We start from the raw sequence: 15891 nt of genomic DNA on the forward strand, positions 1-15891 counted from the left end.
AGATCAGAACAGGACGCTCATGAACGCCCCCACCTCGCGGAAGCCGACCCGGCGGTAGGCGGCGCGGGCCCGCAGGTTGTAGTCGTTCACGTAGAGCGAGACCACCGGGGCGACCTCACGCAGGGCGATCTCCAGGACGGCGGCCATGCCCGTCTCGGAGAGACCGCGGCCGCGGTGGGCCGGGTCGACCCAGACGCCCTGGATCTGGCAGGCGCCCTCGGTGACGGCACCGACCTCGGCCTTGAACACCACCTGGCCGTCCTCCGCGAAGCGGGCGAACGAGCGCCCGGTGGAGATCAGTTCGGCGACCCGGGCCTGGTAGAGCAGGCCGCCGTCACCGGCCAGCGGGGAGACCCCGACCTCCTCGGTGAACATCGCCACGCAGGCCGGCATCAGCAGCTCGATCTCGCTCCGCCGCACCCGCCGCACCAGCGGATCGGGCGCGATCTCGGCGGACGGCGTCGTGGTGGCGAGCAGCGGCTGGTGGGCGCGGACCTCCCGGGCCGGGCCCCAGCTGCGCTCCAGCAGCGCCCAGAGCGCGGCGGTCGCCTCGGCCGGGCCGACGATCGACGAGCAGCGGCGGCCCTGCCGGCGGGCCCGTTCGGCGAAGGCCTGCACGGCCTGGGGGCCGGCGTCGACCAGGACCAGGTTCGCGCCGGCGTAGCACAGCGCGTCCAGCTCGCCGCGCTCGTCGTACCACCCCCACATCTCGCCGCCGAGGCGCCACGGGTCCAGCCCGACGGCCTCCACCCGGGTCGCGACGAAGGCGTTGGCGACCGGGTCACGGCGCAGGACCGCCAGGGTGTCCGCGAGGTCGGGGGCCTCCAGGACGCGCGTGGTCGCCAGGGCGCGGGCGGCCTGGAACGAGCTGGGGAGCATCACACCTCGATCGAGCATCGAGACAGCACCTCACTGAGACGACTCTGGCCGCACCCTACTCCGTGGCCCCACCCGGCTACGGCCGCGGGGCCGTCCGCGCACGGACGGCCCCGCCTCCGGAAGACTACCGACCGCCGGTCACTCCGCGGCGGTCACGGTCGGGGCACCGGCCTCGACGCCCTCGACCTGCATCAGTTCGGCCAGCTTGAGGGCCTCCTCGATCAGGGTCTCGACGATCTTGGACTCGGGGACGGTCTTGATGACCTCGCCCTTGACGAAGATCTGGCCCTTGCCGTTGCCGGAGGCGACCCCGAGGTCGGCCTCGCGGGCCTCGCCGGGACCGTTGACGACGCAGCCCATGACGGCGACCCGCAGCGGCACCTCCATGCCCTCCAGGCCGGCGGTGACCTCCTCGGCGAGCTTGTAGACGTCGACCTGGGCGCGGCCGCAGGACGGGCAGGAGACGATCTCCAGGCCGCGCTGGCGCAGGCCGAGCGACTCCAGGATCTGGTTGCCGACCTTGATCTCCTCGGCCGGCGGGGCCGACAGCGAGACCCGGATGGTGTCGCCGATGCCCTCGGCGAGCAGCGCGCCGAAGGCGACCGCGGACTTGATGGTGCCCTGGAAGGCGGGGCCGGCCTCGGTGACGCCGAGGTGCAGCGGGTAGTCGCAGGCGGCGGCGAGCTGGCGGTAGGCGTTGATCATCACGACCGGGTCGTTGTGCTTGACCGAGATCTTGATGTCGCGGAAGTCGTGCTCCTCGAACAGCGAGCACTCCCAGAGCGCGGACTCGACCAGCGCCTCGGGGGTGGCCCGGCCGTACTTCTCCAGCAGGCGCTTGTCGAGCGAGCCGGCGTTGACGCCGATCCGGATCGGGATGCCGGCGCCCTTGGCCGCCTTGGCGATCTCGCCGACCTTGTCGTCGAAGGCCTTGATGTTGCCCGGGTTGACGCGGACCGCGGCGCAGCCGGCGTCGATCGCGGCGAACACGTACTTCGGCTGGAAGTGGATGTCCGCGATGACCGGGATCTTCGACTTCTTCGCGATGATCGGCAGGGCGTCGGCGTCGTCCTGGGACGGAACGGCGACCCGCACGATCTGGCAGCCCGAGGCGGTGAGCTCGGCGATCTGCTGCAGCGTGGCGTTGATGTCCGACGTGACCGTGGTGGTCATCGACTGCACGGAGACGGGGGCATCGCCGCCGACCGGCACGCTGCCGACCATGATCTGCCGGGAGACACGGCGCTTGGCGAGCGGCTTGAGCGGCAGGGACGGAATACCGAGCGAGATCGCGGTCATGTGCGCAGGGTTCCCCGGGGTTGAGGTGTGGTCGGTCCGGCCGTTCAACGGCCTGGGCCGGGCGCGCCGATGAAACGCGCGCCCGGCCCCCAACGGTACGGCACGGTGGTGGCCCCGGGCACACCAGCCGTACCCGGCGACTAGCTGATCTTGACCGGGTTGACCAGGTCGGCGACCAGCACCAGCAGGGTGAATCCGATGAAGACGCTGGCCACGACGTAGGCCAGCGGCATGAGCCGGGCCACGTCGAACGGACCGGGATCGGGCCGCTTGAACAGCTGTGCGAACCGGCGGCGGACCGACTCCCAGAGGGCGCCCGCGATGTGGCCGCCGTCCAGCGGGAGCAGCGGCAGCATGTTGAACAGGAAGAGCGACAGGTTGATGCCGGCCAGCAGGTTCACGAAGTACGCGACCCGCTGGGATCCCGGGATGTCCAGCGAGAAGACCTCGCCGCTGACCCGGGCGGCGCCGACCATGCCGATCGGCGAGTCGACGTCGCGCGGGGCGCCGTCCACCACCGAGTTCCACAGGCCCGGGACCTTGCCCGGCAGGGCCACCAGCGACTTCACACCGCTCTCGGCCATGTCGTACATCCGGTCGAGGGATTGCCCGACACCGAGCCGGACGACGCCGCTGGTCGGGGTGAAGCCGAGGAACCCGGCCTGCACCGTCTCGCCCTTGATCGGCATGCCGTTGCCGTCGTACTTCTGGACGTCGTTGACGGCGATGGTCGGGTTGAGGGTGAGCTGCTGCCCGTCGCGCTCGACCACGAGCGGCACGGTCTTCCCGGCCGACCGGCGGATGTCCGCCTGGAGCTGGTCGTAGCTACCGATCCGGTCACCGTCGAAGGAGACCACCTTGTCGCCCGGCTTCAGCCCGGCCTTGGCCGCCGGAGTCTGCGGTGCGTCGGCCGGGCAGCTGTCGGTCGGCTGGCCGGCCTTGACGACGCACTGCGCGACGGTGCCGATGGTCGGCACCGTCATCGGGACGCCGAAGCCCATCATCACGGTCAGGAACAGCCCGAAGGCCAGGATCAGGTTCATGAACGGGCCGGCGAACATCACGATGACGCGCTTCCACGGCTTGCGGGTGTAGAAGAGCCGGCTCTCGTCACCCTCCTGGAGCTCCTCGTAGGAGGCCTCCCGGGCGTCCTCGATCATGGTGCGCCAGGGTGAGCTGCTGCGCTTGGTGATCCGCCCGTCCGCACCGGGCGGGAACATCCCGATCATCCGGATGTACCCGCCCAGCGGGATCGCCTTGACGCCGTACTCGGTCTCGCCCTTGCGGCGGGACCAGACGGTCGGGCCGAAGCCGACCATGTACTGCGGCACCCTGATGCCGAACAGCTTGGCCGTCGAGAGGTGGCCGAGTTCGTGCCAGGCGATCGAGATGAGCAGCCCGACCGCGAAGACCAGGATGCCCACCACCGTCAAAACCGTTGCCACCGCTGGCCCTCCGTCATTGCGCTCAGCTCGTCCTCTTGTCGTACCGCGGCTGGGGCCGTCAGCCCGCCGCCAGCTCGCGGGCCCGGGCCCGGGCCCAGTCCTCCGCCTGCAGGACGTCCTCGACGGTCAGAGAAGTTCCCGCCGCGGCCCGCCCGCCGTCGTACTGTCCGTGCTCGGCCACGACCTTGGCAACAGTGTCCACGATTCCCGTGAAGGCGAGGCGGCCCTTCAGGAAGGCCTCCACACACTCCTCGTTCGCCGCGTTGAAGACCGCCGGCGCCGTCCCGCCCAGCGAACCCACCTCGCGGGCCAGCTCCACCGCCGGGAAGGCCTCGTTGTCCAGCGGGAAGAACTCCCAGGTGGCGGCCTTCGTCCAGTCGCAGCCCGGCGCCGCGTCCGGGACCCGGTCCGGCCAGCCCAGACCCAGCGCGATCGGCATCCGCATGTCCGGCGGGCTGGCCTGCGCCAGCGTCGAACCGTCCGCGAACTCCACCATCGAGTGCACCACGGACTGCGGATGGACCACGACCTCGATCCGGTCGAAGGGCACGTCGTACAGCAGGTGCGCCTCGATCACCTCCAGGCCCTTGTTGACCAGGGTGGCCGAGTTGATCGTCACCACCGGGCCCATCGCCCAGGTGGGGTGCGCCAGCGCGTCCTGCGGGGTCACCCCGGCCAGCTGCTCGCGCGAACGGCTGCGGAACGGGCCGCCGCTCGCGGTGACCACCAGCTTGCGGACCTCGGCCCGGGTGCCGCCGGCCAGCGCCTGGAACAGCGCGGCGTGCTCGGAGTCCACCGGCACGATCTGCCCGGGCCGCGCCACCGCCCTCACCAGCGGGCCGCCGACGATCAACGACTCCTTGTTCGCCAGCACCAGCACCCGGCCCGCCCGCAGCGCCGCCAGCGTCGGACGCAGCCCGATCGACCCGGTGATGCCGTTCAGCACCGAGTGGCACTCCACGGCGGCCAGCTCGGTAGCCGCGTCCGGCCCCGCCAGCACGGCGGGCAGCGGACGGCCCGCGGCCTTCGCCGCCAGCGCCTCGCGCAGCGCGGGCTCGGCCGCCGGGTCGGCGACCGCCACGGTGTGCACGCCCAGCTCCAGGGCCTGCTCGGCCAGCAGCTCCACCCGGCCGCCGGCCGCCGACAGGGCGACCACCCGGAACCGGTCCGGATTGCGGCGCACCACGTCGATGGCTTGGGTGCCGATCGAGCCGGTCGAGCCGAGGATCACCAACTCCCGGGGAGCGGAAGGGTCCTTCACCACGGGGGTGAAGCGCAGCTGCGGGTGGGCGAGCGAAGTCATGCGCCCATTGTGTCCTGCCGGCCGGGCTCCGCAGGACGCGGCCGTGCCTCCCGGGCTACCGTCGGAGCCATGCGTACCGTCATCGCCGGGGGCCACGGACAGATCGCGCTCAAGCTGGAACGGCTGCTCGCCGAGCGCGGCGACCGCCCCGCCGGCCTCATCCGCCGCCGCGAACAGGCCGAGGACCTGGTGGACGCCGGGGCCGAGCCGCTGCTGCTCGACCTGGAGAGCGCCACCGCCCCCCAACTCGCCCAGCTGCTCACCGGCGCCGACGCCGTGGTCTTCGCCGCCGGCGCCGGCCCGGGCAGCGGCGCCGCCCGGAAGAACACCGTCGACCGCGACGCGGCCGTCCTGCTCGCCGACGCCGCCGAACTCGCCGGCGTCCGGCGCTACCTGATCATCTCCTCGATGGGCGCCGACGCCCACGCGGCCTACCCCGCCGACCCGGTCTTCGAGACCTACCTGCGGGCCAAGGGCGCCGCCGACGACGCCGTCCGCGCCCGCGGCACGCTCGACTGGACGGTGCTGCGCCCCGGCCGGCTCACCGACGGCCCCGGCACCGGACTGGTCCGGCTCGCCCCCTCGGTCGAGCGCGGCGCGGTGGACCGGGCCGACGTGGCGGCCGTCCTGGCCGGGCTGCTGCGCGAACCGGGCACCGCCGGGCTGACGCTGGAACTGGTCGCCGGCAACGCCACGGTGGCGGAGGCCGTCGCCGCCGCGGCCGGCCGCGCCTGAACCCCCCGGCCGCACCTGAACCCCCGGGTACGCCGAGGGGCCCGGTGCCGCCGCGCTGCGGTGGTACCGGGCCCCTCGGACGCCGGGATCAGAGGTCGAGGCCGGTGAGGACCAGGACCTTCTCCACGGTGTAGTCGTCCATCGCGTACTTGACGCCCTCACGGCCGACGCCGGAGTCCTTGACGCCGCCGTACGGCATCTGGTCGGCGCGGTAGGACGGCGCGTCGCCGATGATCACACCGCCGACCTCCAGCTCCCGGTGGGCCCGGAAGGCGGTCTGCAGGTCGCGGGTGAAGACGCCCGCCTGCAGGCCGAAGGCGGAGTCGTTGACCGCGGCGAAGGCCTCCTCGGTGCCGTTCACCCTGTGCAGCGACAGCACCGGGCCGAACACCTCGGCCTTGGCCAGGATCGCGTCCCCGGGCAGCTCGGCGAGCACGGTGGGGGCGAAGGTCGCCCCCTCACGGGTCCCGCCGGTGAGCACCTTGGCGCCCTTGGCGACGGCGTCGTCCACCCAGGACTCCACCCGCTTCGCGGCGTTCTCGTCGACCAGCGGGCCGACGTCGGTGGCGTCGTCGTTGGGGTCGCCGGTGACCTGCGCCTCGACCTTGGCCACGATCCGCTCCACCAGCGCGTCGTAGACCGACGCGTCGGCGATCACCCGCTGCACCGAGATGCAGGACTGACCGCCCTGGTAGTTGGCGAACATCGCGATCCGGGTGGCGGCCCAGTCCAGGTCGGCCTCGGAGGACCAGTCGGCGAGCACCACGGCCGCGGCGTTGCCGCCGAGCTCCAGGGTGGTGTGCTTGCGCGGCACCGAGTCCATGATCTGGTAGCCGACCTTGTCCGAACCGGTGAAGGAGATCACCGGCAGACGCGGGTCCTGCACCAGGGCGGGCATCCGGTCGTTCGGCACCGGCAGAACGCTCCAGGAGCCGGCCGGCAGGTCCGTCTCGGCCAGGATCTCGCCCAGCACCATCGCGGAGAGCGGGGTGGCCGGAGCCGGCTTGAGGATGATCGGGGCGCCGACCGCGATCGCCGGGGCGACCTTGTGGGCCACCAGGTTCAGCGGGAAGTTGAACGGGGCGATGCCCAGCACCACACCGCGCGGGAACCGGCGCACCACCGCGAAACGGCCCACGCCGCCCGGGTCGGTGTCCAGCCGCATGGTCTCGCCGTTGGTACGGCGGGCCTCCTCGGCCGCCCAGCGGAAGACGGAGACGGCACGGCCGACCTCGCCGCGCGCCCACTTGATCGGCTTGCCGTTCTCGGCAGTGATCAGCTGGGCGATCTCCTCGGTGCGCTCGGCCAGGCGCTTGGCCACGTGGTCCAGCGCGGCGGCACGCACGTGCGCGGGGGTCGCGGCGAACACCGGCAGCGCGGCCACGGCGGCGTCCAGCGCCTCCTCGACCTGCGCCTGGGTGGGGACGCCGACCTTGCCGACCAGGCGGCCGTCCCAGCTGTTGTGCACCTCGAAGTCGGCGTCGCCGCTCGCCCGGCGGCCGGCCAGCCAGAAATCGTACGTGGTGGTCACCGTGGTACCGGCCCTCTCCTCGTCGTCCTCACGGCCCCACGAACGTGGAACCAGAATCGAGGGTAGGGGCGGCGAGGCGCCGACCGGGTTGGCCACGAAGTAGCGTTCGCCGTCGCGGCCACTCCATCCCGTCCAGCGACCCGGCCCGTGTGCCCCGGGCCCGCGGCTCCGTCACCACCCGGGCCCACCGCGCCCCCGGGCCCGTCACTCCTCGCCGGAGCGGAGGGCCAGCCAGAGCTCCATCCGGACATCGGTGTCGTCCAGCGAACGGCCGAGCAGCTCCTCGACCCGCCGCATCCGGTAGCGCAGCGTGTGCCGGTGCACGCCCAGATCCGCGGCGGCCGCGTCCCACTGGCCGTGTCTGGAGAGCCAGGCACGCAGCGAGGCCACCAGGTCGCCGCGGGCGGTGCGGTCGTGGTCCCGCAGCGGGCGGAGCAGCCCCTCCGCGAACGCCGTCACGGCGTCCTCGCCCAGCAGCGGCAGCAACGAACCGGCCCCCACCTCCTCGTGGTCCACCGAGCGGCGACCGCCGCGCAGCGCCACCGCGAGCGCCCGCTCGGCCTGCGCGTTCGCGGTGCCCGCCTCCTCCAGCGCGGCCGGCGCCGAGACCCCCAGCGACAGGCCCTCGTGCTCCTCCACCGCCCCCAGGCAGGCCCGGTGCACCGCGCCGTTGTCGAGCGCCAGCACCATCAGCCGAGGCCCGTGCGCGCCGCCCTCCTCACGCGCCACCAGCAGCTTCTCCCCCACCCGGGCGCCGGCCTGCTCGGCCCGGTCGCCCAGCTCGCCCAGCGCCTCGGCGGCGTCCACCCCCTGGCCGGCGCCGGCCACCATGACCCGGACCGTCCCCTCCGGCAGCCCGCCGAAGAGCCCGGCCGCCACCTGCCGCGCGGTCGCCACCTCGCCCGCCAGCACCATCCTCAGCAGCGCGGCGCCCATCCGCTCCTCGGCCTGGCGCAACTCGCGCGAGCGCTCCAGGGTGAGGGTCAGCAGCGCCACCGCCGCGTTCAGCACGTACCGCTCGGTCGGGGTGATCCGGTCCTCGGTGCCGACCGCGAGGAAGCCGCGGGCCCGGCGGTCCGCCCCCAACGACTGGACCACCACGTAGTCCTCGTCCGCGGTGTCTATCCCCGGCGAACGCCCCTGCAGCGCGGCGCTCGACGGCGCCGGACGCCGCCGCAGCCGGTCCACCTCGGCCGCCAGCCGGCCGGCCCGGCGCGCCGCCCAGTCCGGGGCCACCACCGAGAGCGCGCCCGAACCGTCGTACAGCGCCGCCCAGCCACCCAGCCGGGCCGCCAGCCGGCGTACCACGGCCGTGGTGCCGTCCTTGCCGAGCGCCGCCCGGGTCAACTCCTCCTGCGCCTCGAAGCTGGTGGTGACCGCCTCGTACTGCTCGGCGGCCAGCGCCGCCGACACGACCTTGCTGATCGCGATGAACGGCGTCGGCTCCGGCACCCGCAGCAGCGGCAGCCCGCGCTGGGCGGCCGCGTCCACCAGCGGCTGCGGCACCTCGGTGTGCGACAGGCCGACGCCGAGGCCCAGCCCCACCACGCCCGCGTCGGCCAACCGGTGCACGTACGCCTGCAACCGGGCCGCGGTGCGGCCCAGCTTGATGCCGGTGGTGAGCAGCAGCTCACCGCCTTCGAGGAACGGCGTCGGGTCGTCCAGCTCACTGGTGTGCACCCAGCGGACCGGCCGCTCCAGGTGGTCCGCACCGGCGAGGACCGTCAGATGGAGCGAGGTGTTGCGGACGACGGATGCGAGTGTGGGAGGCATGGCACCTTCGGGGGACGACCTGACCGCGCCGTTGCGGCCGGGCGGGGAGAGGGCTGGGGAATCTTGTGAGGGTCTCTCCCCTCATTATGGACGCCCCGGACAACCGGCACTGCCGAATCCACCTCGGAGGCGAGCTTCAGCCCCGCAGGTCCACCAGCAGCGGCGGCACCTGCTCGCCCGAGACCGCCGTCAGCGAGACCACCGCATGCCCCGCCGGCAGCGCGTGCGCCAGATCCGACGGCGACCAGCGCAGCCGCTCCACCTCCCGGGTCGTGACCGACTCGGTCTGCGCCGTCGTCCCCGACAGCGCCTTGCGCCCCAGCCGCCCGGCCCGGCGGACCAGCCCGCCCGAGGTGTCCGGCGCGTGCGTCACCGCGGTCTCCCGAACCAGGTGCGTGCCCCAGGCCTCGGAGAACAGCCGCCCGTCCCACGGCGCGATCCCCGGGAACACCATCCGGCAGCCGACCGCCCCGAACAGCGGTGCCCGCAGCGCCTCGGGCAGATCGACCAGGGTCCGCAGCAGCAGAACGGCGCCCGCGTTGGCCGCCCGCAGCCGCTGCAACCCGCGCACGATCTGCGCGTCCAGCGCCGCCGAGGCGTCGTCGACCACCAGACCGGCGAAGAGCGAGCGGTCCTCCCGGGCCGACGCGGCCTGCACGAACTGGCCCACCACCAGGCGCGACAGCATCCGCGCCGCCTCCGGGTGACTGCGCTCGGGCAGCTTCACCCGGACCCGCAACGGGTGGTCCAGCACCCGCATCGCGAACGGCGGCCGGCCGGTGCCGTCGGTCGCGAACGCCCCCTCGAAGGCCGGCCGGTCCAGCAGGGCCAGCCGGTCCGCCAGCAGCGCCCCCGGATCGTCCGCCCGGCCGCGCTGCCGCTCCCGGTGCTCGAGGTCCCGCTCGTACGCCCCCAGCCGGCCCGCCGCCCGGAGGGCCTTCACCAGGGCCTCCAGCGCCTCCGGCTCACCGCCGAGCAGCGCCCGCAGCTCCCGCACCGCCGGGTAGCGGCCGAACCCGGCGTGGAACGGGCCGACCACCTGCTGCAGCGCCGTCCGGGCGGTCTCCGCGCGGGCGGTCAGCTCGTCCGGCAGCAGTGCCTCGGCCAGCCGGGCGGCCGCCTCGTCCGGATCCCGCACCGCGCCGTAGAGGTCCAGCCCGTACGCCGACCCCTGGTCCCCGGGCGCGATCACCACGTCGTACCAGGCGTCCGGCCCGAGCTCCGCGTCCGCCGCGCCGATCACCACCGCGCACGCGGTGCCGGCCAGCGCCTGGAGGCAGAGCGCCTCGGCCACCGGCCGGGCCAGCCGCGCCGTCTTCCCGGTCCCCGCCGGACCGACCGCCAGCAGCGAGGTGCCCAGCAGCGACGGGTCCAGCGCGAAACCGGCCGCCCGGTGCGTCAGCGGGTTCTTCGGTACGTCCTGCGCGGTCCCCAGCCGCACCTGACTCAGCAGCAGATCGTGCTGCTCGTCCCGCCCGGCCAGCTCGCGCGCCTCGGAGGGGTGGGCGAACGCCGCCGCACCCCGGGCCGCCACCTGCTCGACGAAGGCCGGCACGAACAGCGGGTCGGCCTGGGCCGACTCCCAGGCCCGCTGGATCCGCACGTAGTCGACGTCCCCGGTGGGCTCACCGTCCAGCCGGACCGCCGCCGCGGCCGCCCCGCCGAGCCGCAGCGCCGCCCACGGGTCGCCCGTCCACTCGGCCTGCGCGGCCGCGCCGTCCTCGACGGGCTCCTCCCTGGTCACCGTGCGCGCCATCAGCGGCGCCACGTACCGCCGCCACACCTCCGGCCAACGGCCCATCCGGCCGAAGACCTTGACCACGACGGCGAGCACGAGCACGTTGACGACCAGCAGGGTGAACATCGCTTCGGACTGCGACGGCTTGGCCAACGGGCCGATGCCGGTCTGCCCCCCGAACCAGACGAGCACGTACGTCATCAGCTGCGTGCCGTAGAGGTAGGCGAACCACCCCACCACCGCGTTCAGTCCCGCCCGCAGGAGGAGGGGCCAAGTCGGGACCTTGGCGTCCTCCGCCCGGTCGGGGTCGACCTCGGCGTAGCCCTGCCGGTAGACGCCAGGGGCGGCGTCGGGGCGGGGGGCGGCGACCCAGGCGGGAAGATCGAAGGGCGGGGGCGCCGCGGGGCGGCGGGGGCGTTGGTGCGGCATGGGTGTCGCAGGTGCGGCGGTGGTCCGCTCGCCGTGGCCCCGTGCCCCGTCCAGTCCCATGTACGGCCCCGCTCCCTCGCCCGCCCGGCCCGACCGTCGTCGGTCCCGCCATACCCATGCCGCCGCACCGGCGACACGCCCGCGCTCAATGTAGTGGAGCGAGGGCGGCCGGTAGTCGCACTACCTGCGCTGGCCGCCCCGGACAAGTCGGACGGCTCAGTGCTACCGAGTGGCGCATGCCCGGCCGGGGAGGGCCGCCGTAGCCTGCGAAGCACCGAGCCGAGAAGTCTGGAGAAAACCCATGAGCGCCGCAACGCCGCTCCCGCAGGAGCGCCGCCTGGTCACCGCGATCCCCGGTCCGAAGTCGCAGGAGCTGCAGGCCCGCAAGCTGGGTGCGGTGGCGGCCGGCGTCGGCACCACCCTGCCGGTGTACGTGTCCCGTGCCAACGGCGGTGTGCTGGAGGACGTGGACGGCAACTCGCTGATCGACTTCGGCTCCGGCATCGCCGTGACCAACGTCGGCAACAGCGCCGAGGCCGTGGTGGCCAAGGCGACCGAGCAGCTGGCCGCCTTCACCCACACCTGCTTCATGGTCACCCCGTACGAGGGTTACGTGGCCGTGGCCGAGCTGCTGAACGAGCTGACCCCGGGCGACCACGACAAGCGCACCGCGCTGTTCAACTCGGGCGCCGAGGCGGTCGAGAACGCGGTGAAGATCGCCCGCGCCTACACCAAGCGCACCGCCGTCGTGGTCTTCGACCACGGCTACCACGGCCGCACCAACCTCACCATGGGCCTGACGGCGAAGAACATGCCGTACAAGCAGGGCTTCGGTCCGTTCGCCCCGGAGATCTACCGGGTGCCGGTGGCCTACCCGTACCGCTGGCTGACCGGCTCGGAGAACTGCGCCGCCGAGGCCGCCGCCCAGGCGATCGAGATCATCAACAAGCAGATCGGCGCCGAGAACGTCGCCGCGATCATCATCGAGCCGATCCAGGGCGAGGGCGGCTTCATCGAGCCGGCCAAGGGCTTCCTGCCGGCGATCGTGGAGTACGCGAAGGCCAACGGCATCGTCTTCGTCGCGGACGAGATCCAGACCGGCTTCTGCCGCACCGGCCAGTGGTTCGCCTGCGACGACGAGAACGTCGTCCCGGACCTGATCACCACCGCGAAGGGCATCGCCGGCGGTCTGCCGCTGGCGGCGGTGACCGGTCGCGCCGAGATCATGGACGCCGCGCACGCCGGTGGCCTGGGCGGCACCTACGGCGGCAACCCGGTGGCCTGCGCCGCCGCGCTGGGCGCCATCGAGACCATGAAGGAGCAGGACCTCAACGGCAAGGCGCAGCGGATCGGCGAGATCATGCTGGGCCGGCTGAGCGCCCTGCAGGAGAAGTTCGCCGGCCACGACTCGGTGCGGATCGGCGAGGTCCGCGGCCGCGGCGCCATGATCGCCGTGGAGCTGGTGAAGCCGGGCGGCAAGGAGCCGAACGCGGAGGCCACCGCGGCCATCGCCAAGGCGTGCCACGCCGAGGGCCTGGTGGTCCTGACCGCCGGCACCTACGGCAACGTGCTGCGTTTCCTGCCGCCGCTGGTCATCCCGGAGCACCTGCTGAACGAGGGCCTGGACATCCTGGAGAACGCCTTCGCCACCGTCTGAGCCCGCGCCGCCCGATCGGGCCGCACACCCGTGACCGGGTGGCTCCAGACCCGCCGGAGGGATTCCGGACAGCGCTGAACGGCCCGTGCGGACTCCTCGTCCGCACGGGCCGTTCGGTCTGTACGGGCGGGTTCGTCCTGGTGTGCGGGACCGGCCGGGCGCCGTCCGCCGGGGGGTGAAGATGCTGTGCGGAATCGCTGAAGCTCCTCAGTGCGGACCAGCCGTTGACGTAGTGTCATGACAGATGGACAGCGAGCCTCAGCCATTGGCGGATCCGTCCGCGGCACCGCCCCCACCGGCGGGTCCGCGTGCCGGCCGCGAGGACAACCAGGCCGCCCCGGAAGGGACGGCGCACACCGAAGACCGATCGACCGACCGTCCGACCCATACCCCCCGGGGCGCGCGGAACGGCGATCATCAGAGCCGCCCCGGAGCTCTCCCCCCTGCTCCGGGGCGGCCGCTTCGCGTTCCGGGCCGGCCGGTGGGCCCGGCCGGCCCGGTCGCCGTGCCGGTGGTCCTGGCCGCCGTCCTGGTCCTAATCTCCTGGCAGGTGGCCGTCGACGGACCGCTGCTCGGAGTCGACCGCTGGGTCCGGCACGCCGTCCGGGAGACCCGGCACGAGCTGCACAGCACCGTGCTCAACCATCTCGGGAAGGCCCTGTCGGACCTCGGCAGCTCCGTCCCGGCGATCCCGGTGCTGCTGGCCGCCGGGGTACTGGCCGCCTGGCGGTCCCGCCGGGCCGGGGTGCCGCGCTGGTGGTTTCCGGCGGTGACGGCGGTGCTGACGGCCGGGCTGATCCCGCTGCTGGTCGTCCCGGCGAAGGCCTGGTTCGCCCGGCCGGGGCCCTTCGGGGCGCCCCTGGCACCGGACCAGTGGGGCTGGTACCCGTCCGGCCACACCGCGACCGCGACCCTCGCGTACGGGGTGGCCGCGCTCCTGCCGGCCCGTACCGTCGGCGCCCGCGCCGGGCGCCGGCTGTACGCGGCCGCCGCCCTGCTCGCGGCCGGTGTCGGCCTCGGGCTGGTGTGGAGCGACTACCACTGGCTGCTGGACGTGGTGGCCAGTTGGTGCCTCGGCGGGCTGGTCCTCCGGGCGCTCGCCCGCGTTCCGCCGCCCCGGACGGACCGCGGCTCCTAGCCCTCGGCGGGCTCGTCGTTGCGGTGCACGAGGCCGGGCTCGCCGTTGTCGCGCTGCCAGGCGACGACCAGCTCGTCACGGGCGCCGAAGCGGACCAGGTGGCGGCCGACCACGTCCTCCAGACCCGGCAGGTTCTCGGTCTCGCCCTCGACGGTGAGCAGCAGGGCGTCGGACGCGGCCTCCAGCGTGGCGGTGCCCAGGCCGAAGGTCAGGGTGCCGCGGCCGGTCTCGTCCGACCACTGGGTCTCGATCTTGCGGCCCATGTGGGCGGCGAGCTGCTTGGCGTAGCGGGCGGGCCGGTCGGTGGCGACGCGGGCTTCGGAACGGGGCATGAGCTCTCCAGGGATCGCGGGAGGGAACTTAGGCTGCCCTCACTCGACACCAAGCTAACCCAGATAGTGAGCCTGACTCAACAACTTATCGGGACCGCGCCCGGTGGCGGGTCGTGCACTGCTCCCGCCCCCCGACCGGCCGATACCCTTGGTCGAACATCTGCCGAGGAGAGCCCGCCATGACCACCACGCCGACCGACGACGCGGCGAGCTCCTCCCCCGGCCCCGACAGCGCCGCCGCGCAGGACACCGTGGCCGAGCTCGCCGACGCGATGACCAGGGCGATCAAGCGGATCCGGCGGCGCACCAGCGAGCGGCTGGAGCCCTACGGCATCACCCCCGGCCAGGGCCGCGCCCTGCGCACCCTCGCGCACGCCCCCGGCTGCGAGCTGCCGGACCGGGCGATGCGCCTGGGCGACCTGGCGGAGCGGCTGCACATCGCCCCCCGCTCGGCCACCACCGTGGTGGACGCCCTGGAGGAGGCGGGCCTGGTCGAGCGCACTCCGGACCCTGCCGACCGGCGCGCGGTGCGGATCGTGCTGACGGCGGCCGGCCACTCGGCGGTGGAGCGGATCGGGCAGGTCCGGCACGAGGTCGCGCAGGAGTACTTCGGCCCGATCAGTCCCGCCGACCAGGACCTCCTGCTGCGAGCGCTGCGCTCCGCCGAGACCGCGTACGCGGCCACCACGCCGCCGCGCCGGACAGCGCCCCCGGGCGCAGCGCGGTGATCCCGATCCCCGCGATCACCAGCAGCGCCGCACAGCCGGCCACCGGGCCGACCCGCTCACCGAGCAGCAGCCAGGCGGAGGACATCCCGAACACCGGGACCAGCAGGGAGTAGGGCGCGACCGCGGTGGCGTCGTAGGTGCGCAGCAGGAAGCTCCAGGCGACGAAGCCGAACAGGGTGGACACCAGTCCGACGTACCCGATCGCGCCCAGGCCGGCCGGGGTGAGGTCACGCAGCGCCCGCAGGTCGGCGGCCGGGCCCTCGACCAGCAGCGAGAGCCCGAGCAGCGGCAGCGGCGGGACGGCGCTGACCCAGACCATCCAGCGCAGCGCGTCCGCCGGCGCGGCCCGGCGGGTCAGCACATTGGACAGGCCCCAGGCGACGGCGGCGAGGACGACCAGGGCGAACGCCCCGATCGGGCCGTCGAGGCTGCGGTCGACGGCGCTCAGCCCGATGCCGGCCAGGGCGACCCCGAGGCCCGCCAGGCGCTGCGGTCCGGGCCGCTCGCCGAGCAGGACCGCGGCGAACAGCGCGGTGAAGACCGCCTGGCTCTGCAGGACCAGCGAGGAGAGCCCGGCCAGCATCCCGGCGTGCATGCCGAGGAAGAGCAGTCCGAACTTGACCACCCCGAGCACCAGGCCGACCGCGAGGACCCACCGCCAGGCGACCCGCGGCGGGCCGACGAAGAAGACCGCCGGGACGGCGACCACCGCGAAGCGCAGGGCGCAGAAGAGCAGCGGCGGGAAGTTCTCCAGGCCGACGTGGATCAGGACGAAGTTGAGGCCCCAGACGGCGGCGACCAGGACGGCCAGGGCGATGTGACGCGGCCTCATGCTGCCGCCGGGGGCGACCGGTGTTGGGGTCATGGGTCGAGGATGGCCGCCGTCGACCGTGTAGCACCAGCG

Annotated in this window: 13 protein-coding genes; 4 read left to right on the top strand and 9 right to left on the bottom strand. The window is 73.8% G+C overall.

The window, feature by feature from the left end:
• Positions 1-3: 3 nt before the first annotated feature.
• The 4 genes from ACIQTO_RS35010 to dxr form a co-directional block, all read right to left on the bottom strand.
• On the bottom strand, positions 4-879 hold the full coding sequence (locus tag ACIQTO_RS35010) for a GNAT family N-acetyltransferase (RefSeq protein WP_402396951.1): 876 nt from the start codon (positions 877-879) through the stop codon (positions 4-6).
• A gap of 138 nt (positions 880-1017) precedes the next feature.
• Entirely contained in the window at positions 1018-2178 is a 1161-nt protein-coding gene (gene ispG, locus ACIQTO_RS35015) for a flavodoxin-dependent (E)-4-hydroxy-3-methylbut-2-enyl-diphosphate synthase (RefSeq protein ID WP_402396895.1), read from the bottom strand.
• Positions 2179-2318: 140 nt separating this feature from the next.
• Complete coding sequence (locus tag ACIQTO_RS35020; protein WP_402396898.1) at positions 2319-3623, bottom strand: M50 family metallopeptidase; 1305 nt, start codon at positions 3621-3623, stop codon at positions 2319-2321.
• A 58-nt stretch (positions 3624-3681) separates the two neighbouring features.
• Complete coding sequence (dxr, locus tag ACIQTO_RS35025) at positions 3682-4926, bottom strand: 1-deoxy-D-xylulose-5-phosphate reductoisomerase (RefSeq protein ID WP_402396901.1); 1245 nt, start codon at positions 4924-4926, stop codon at positions 3682-3684.
• Between the two features lie 69 nt (positions 4927-4995).
• Between dxr and ACIQTO_RS35030 the strand changes: the two genes are divergently transcribed.
• Entirely contained in the window at positions 4996-5661 is a 666-nt protein-coding gene (locus ACIQTO_RS35030; protein WP_402396904.1) for an NAD(P)H-binding protein, read from the top strand.
• A gap of 88 nt (positions 5662-5749) precedes the next feature.
• Here ACIQTO_RS35030 and ACIQTO_RS35035 read toward each other — a convergent pair whose 3' ends face one another.
• The 3 genes from ACIQTO_RS35035 to ACIQTO_RS35045 form a co-directional block, all read right to left on the bottom strand.
• Positions 5750-7192 (bottom strand): aldehyde dehydrogenase family protein, encoded by a 1443-nt coding sequence (locus ACIQTO_RS35035; RefSeq protein WP_402396907.1) that lies wholly within the window; start codon positions 7190-7192, stop codon positions 5750-5752.
• A 204-nt stretch (positions 7193-7396) separates the two neighbouring features.
• Positions 7397-8965, bottom strand: coding sequence for a PucR family transcriptional regulator (locus ACIQTO_RS35040; RefSeq protein ID WP_402396910.1), 1569 nt, complete (start codon positions 8963-8965; stop codon positions 7397-7399).
• A gap of 136 nt (positions 8966-9101) precedes the next feature.
• Positions 9102-11192 (bottom strand): ATP-binding protein, encoded by a 2091-nt coding sequence (locus ACIQTO_RS35045; RefSeq protein ID WP_402396913.1) that lies wholly within the window; start codon positions 11190-11192, stop codon positions 9102-9104.
• Between the two features lie 241 nt (positions 11193-11433).
• Between ACIQTO_RS35045 and gabT the strand changes: the two genes are divergently transcribed.
• On the top strand, positions 11434-12789 hold the full coding sequence (gene gabT, locus ACIQTO_RS35050; RefSeq protein WP_402396916.1) for a 4-aminobutyrate--2-oxoglutarate transaminase: 1356 nt from the start codon (positions 11434-11436) through the stop codon (positions 12787-12789).
• A 481-nt stretch (positions 12790-13270) separates the two neighbouring features.
• A complete protein-coding gene (locus ACIQTO_RS35055) occupies positions 13271-13927 on the top strand; it encodes a phosphatase PAP2 family protein (protein WP_402396919.1) in 657 nt (218 codons plus the stop codon).
• On the opposite strand, the gene ACIQTO_RS35060 is transcribed toward ACIQTO_RS35055, so the two are convergent.
• Positions 13924-14259 carry a DUF2218 domain-containing protein gene (locus tag ACIQTO_RS35060; RefSeq protein ID WP_402396922.1) on the bottom strand — a complete coding sequence of 112 codons (336 nt, stop codon included), beginning with the start codon at positions 14257-14259 and terminating at the stop codon, positions 13924-13926. The two genes, ACIQTO_RS35055 and ACIQTO_RS35060, sit on opposite strands and share 4 nt — an antisense overlap.
• A gap of 179 nt (positions 14260-14438) precedes the next feature.
• Here ACIQTO_RS35060 and ACIQTO_RS35065 point away from each other — a divergent pair, with 179 nt between their 5' ends.
• Positions 14439-14987 (top strand): MarR family winged helix-turn-helix transcriptional regulator, encoded by a 549-nt coding sequence (locus tag ACIQTO_RS35065; protein WP_402396925.1) that lies wholly within the window; start codon positions 14439-14441, stop codon positions 14985-14987.
• On the opposite strand, the gene ACIQTO_RS35070 is transcribed toward ACIQTO_RS35065, so the two are convergent.
• On the bottom strand, positions 14878-15819 hold the full coding sequence (locus ACIQTO_RS35070; RefSeq protein ID WP_402396954.1) for an EamA family transporter: 942 nt from the start codon (positions 15817-15819) through the stop codon (positions 14878-14880). The two genes, ACIQTO_RS35065 and ACIQTO_RS35070, sit on opposite strands and share 110 nt — an antisense overlap.
• Positions 15820-15891: the final 72 nt, after the last annotated feature.

It is taken from the genome of Kitasatospora sp. NPDC091207 (genome assembly GCF_044768625.1).
In the GTDB taxonomy this organism is placed as follows: Bacteria; Actinomycetota; Actinomycetes; order Streptomycetales; family Streptomycetaceae; genus Kitasatospora.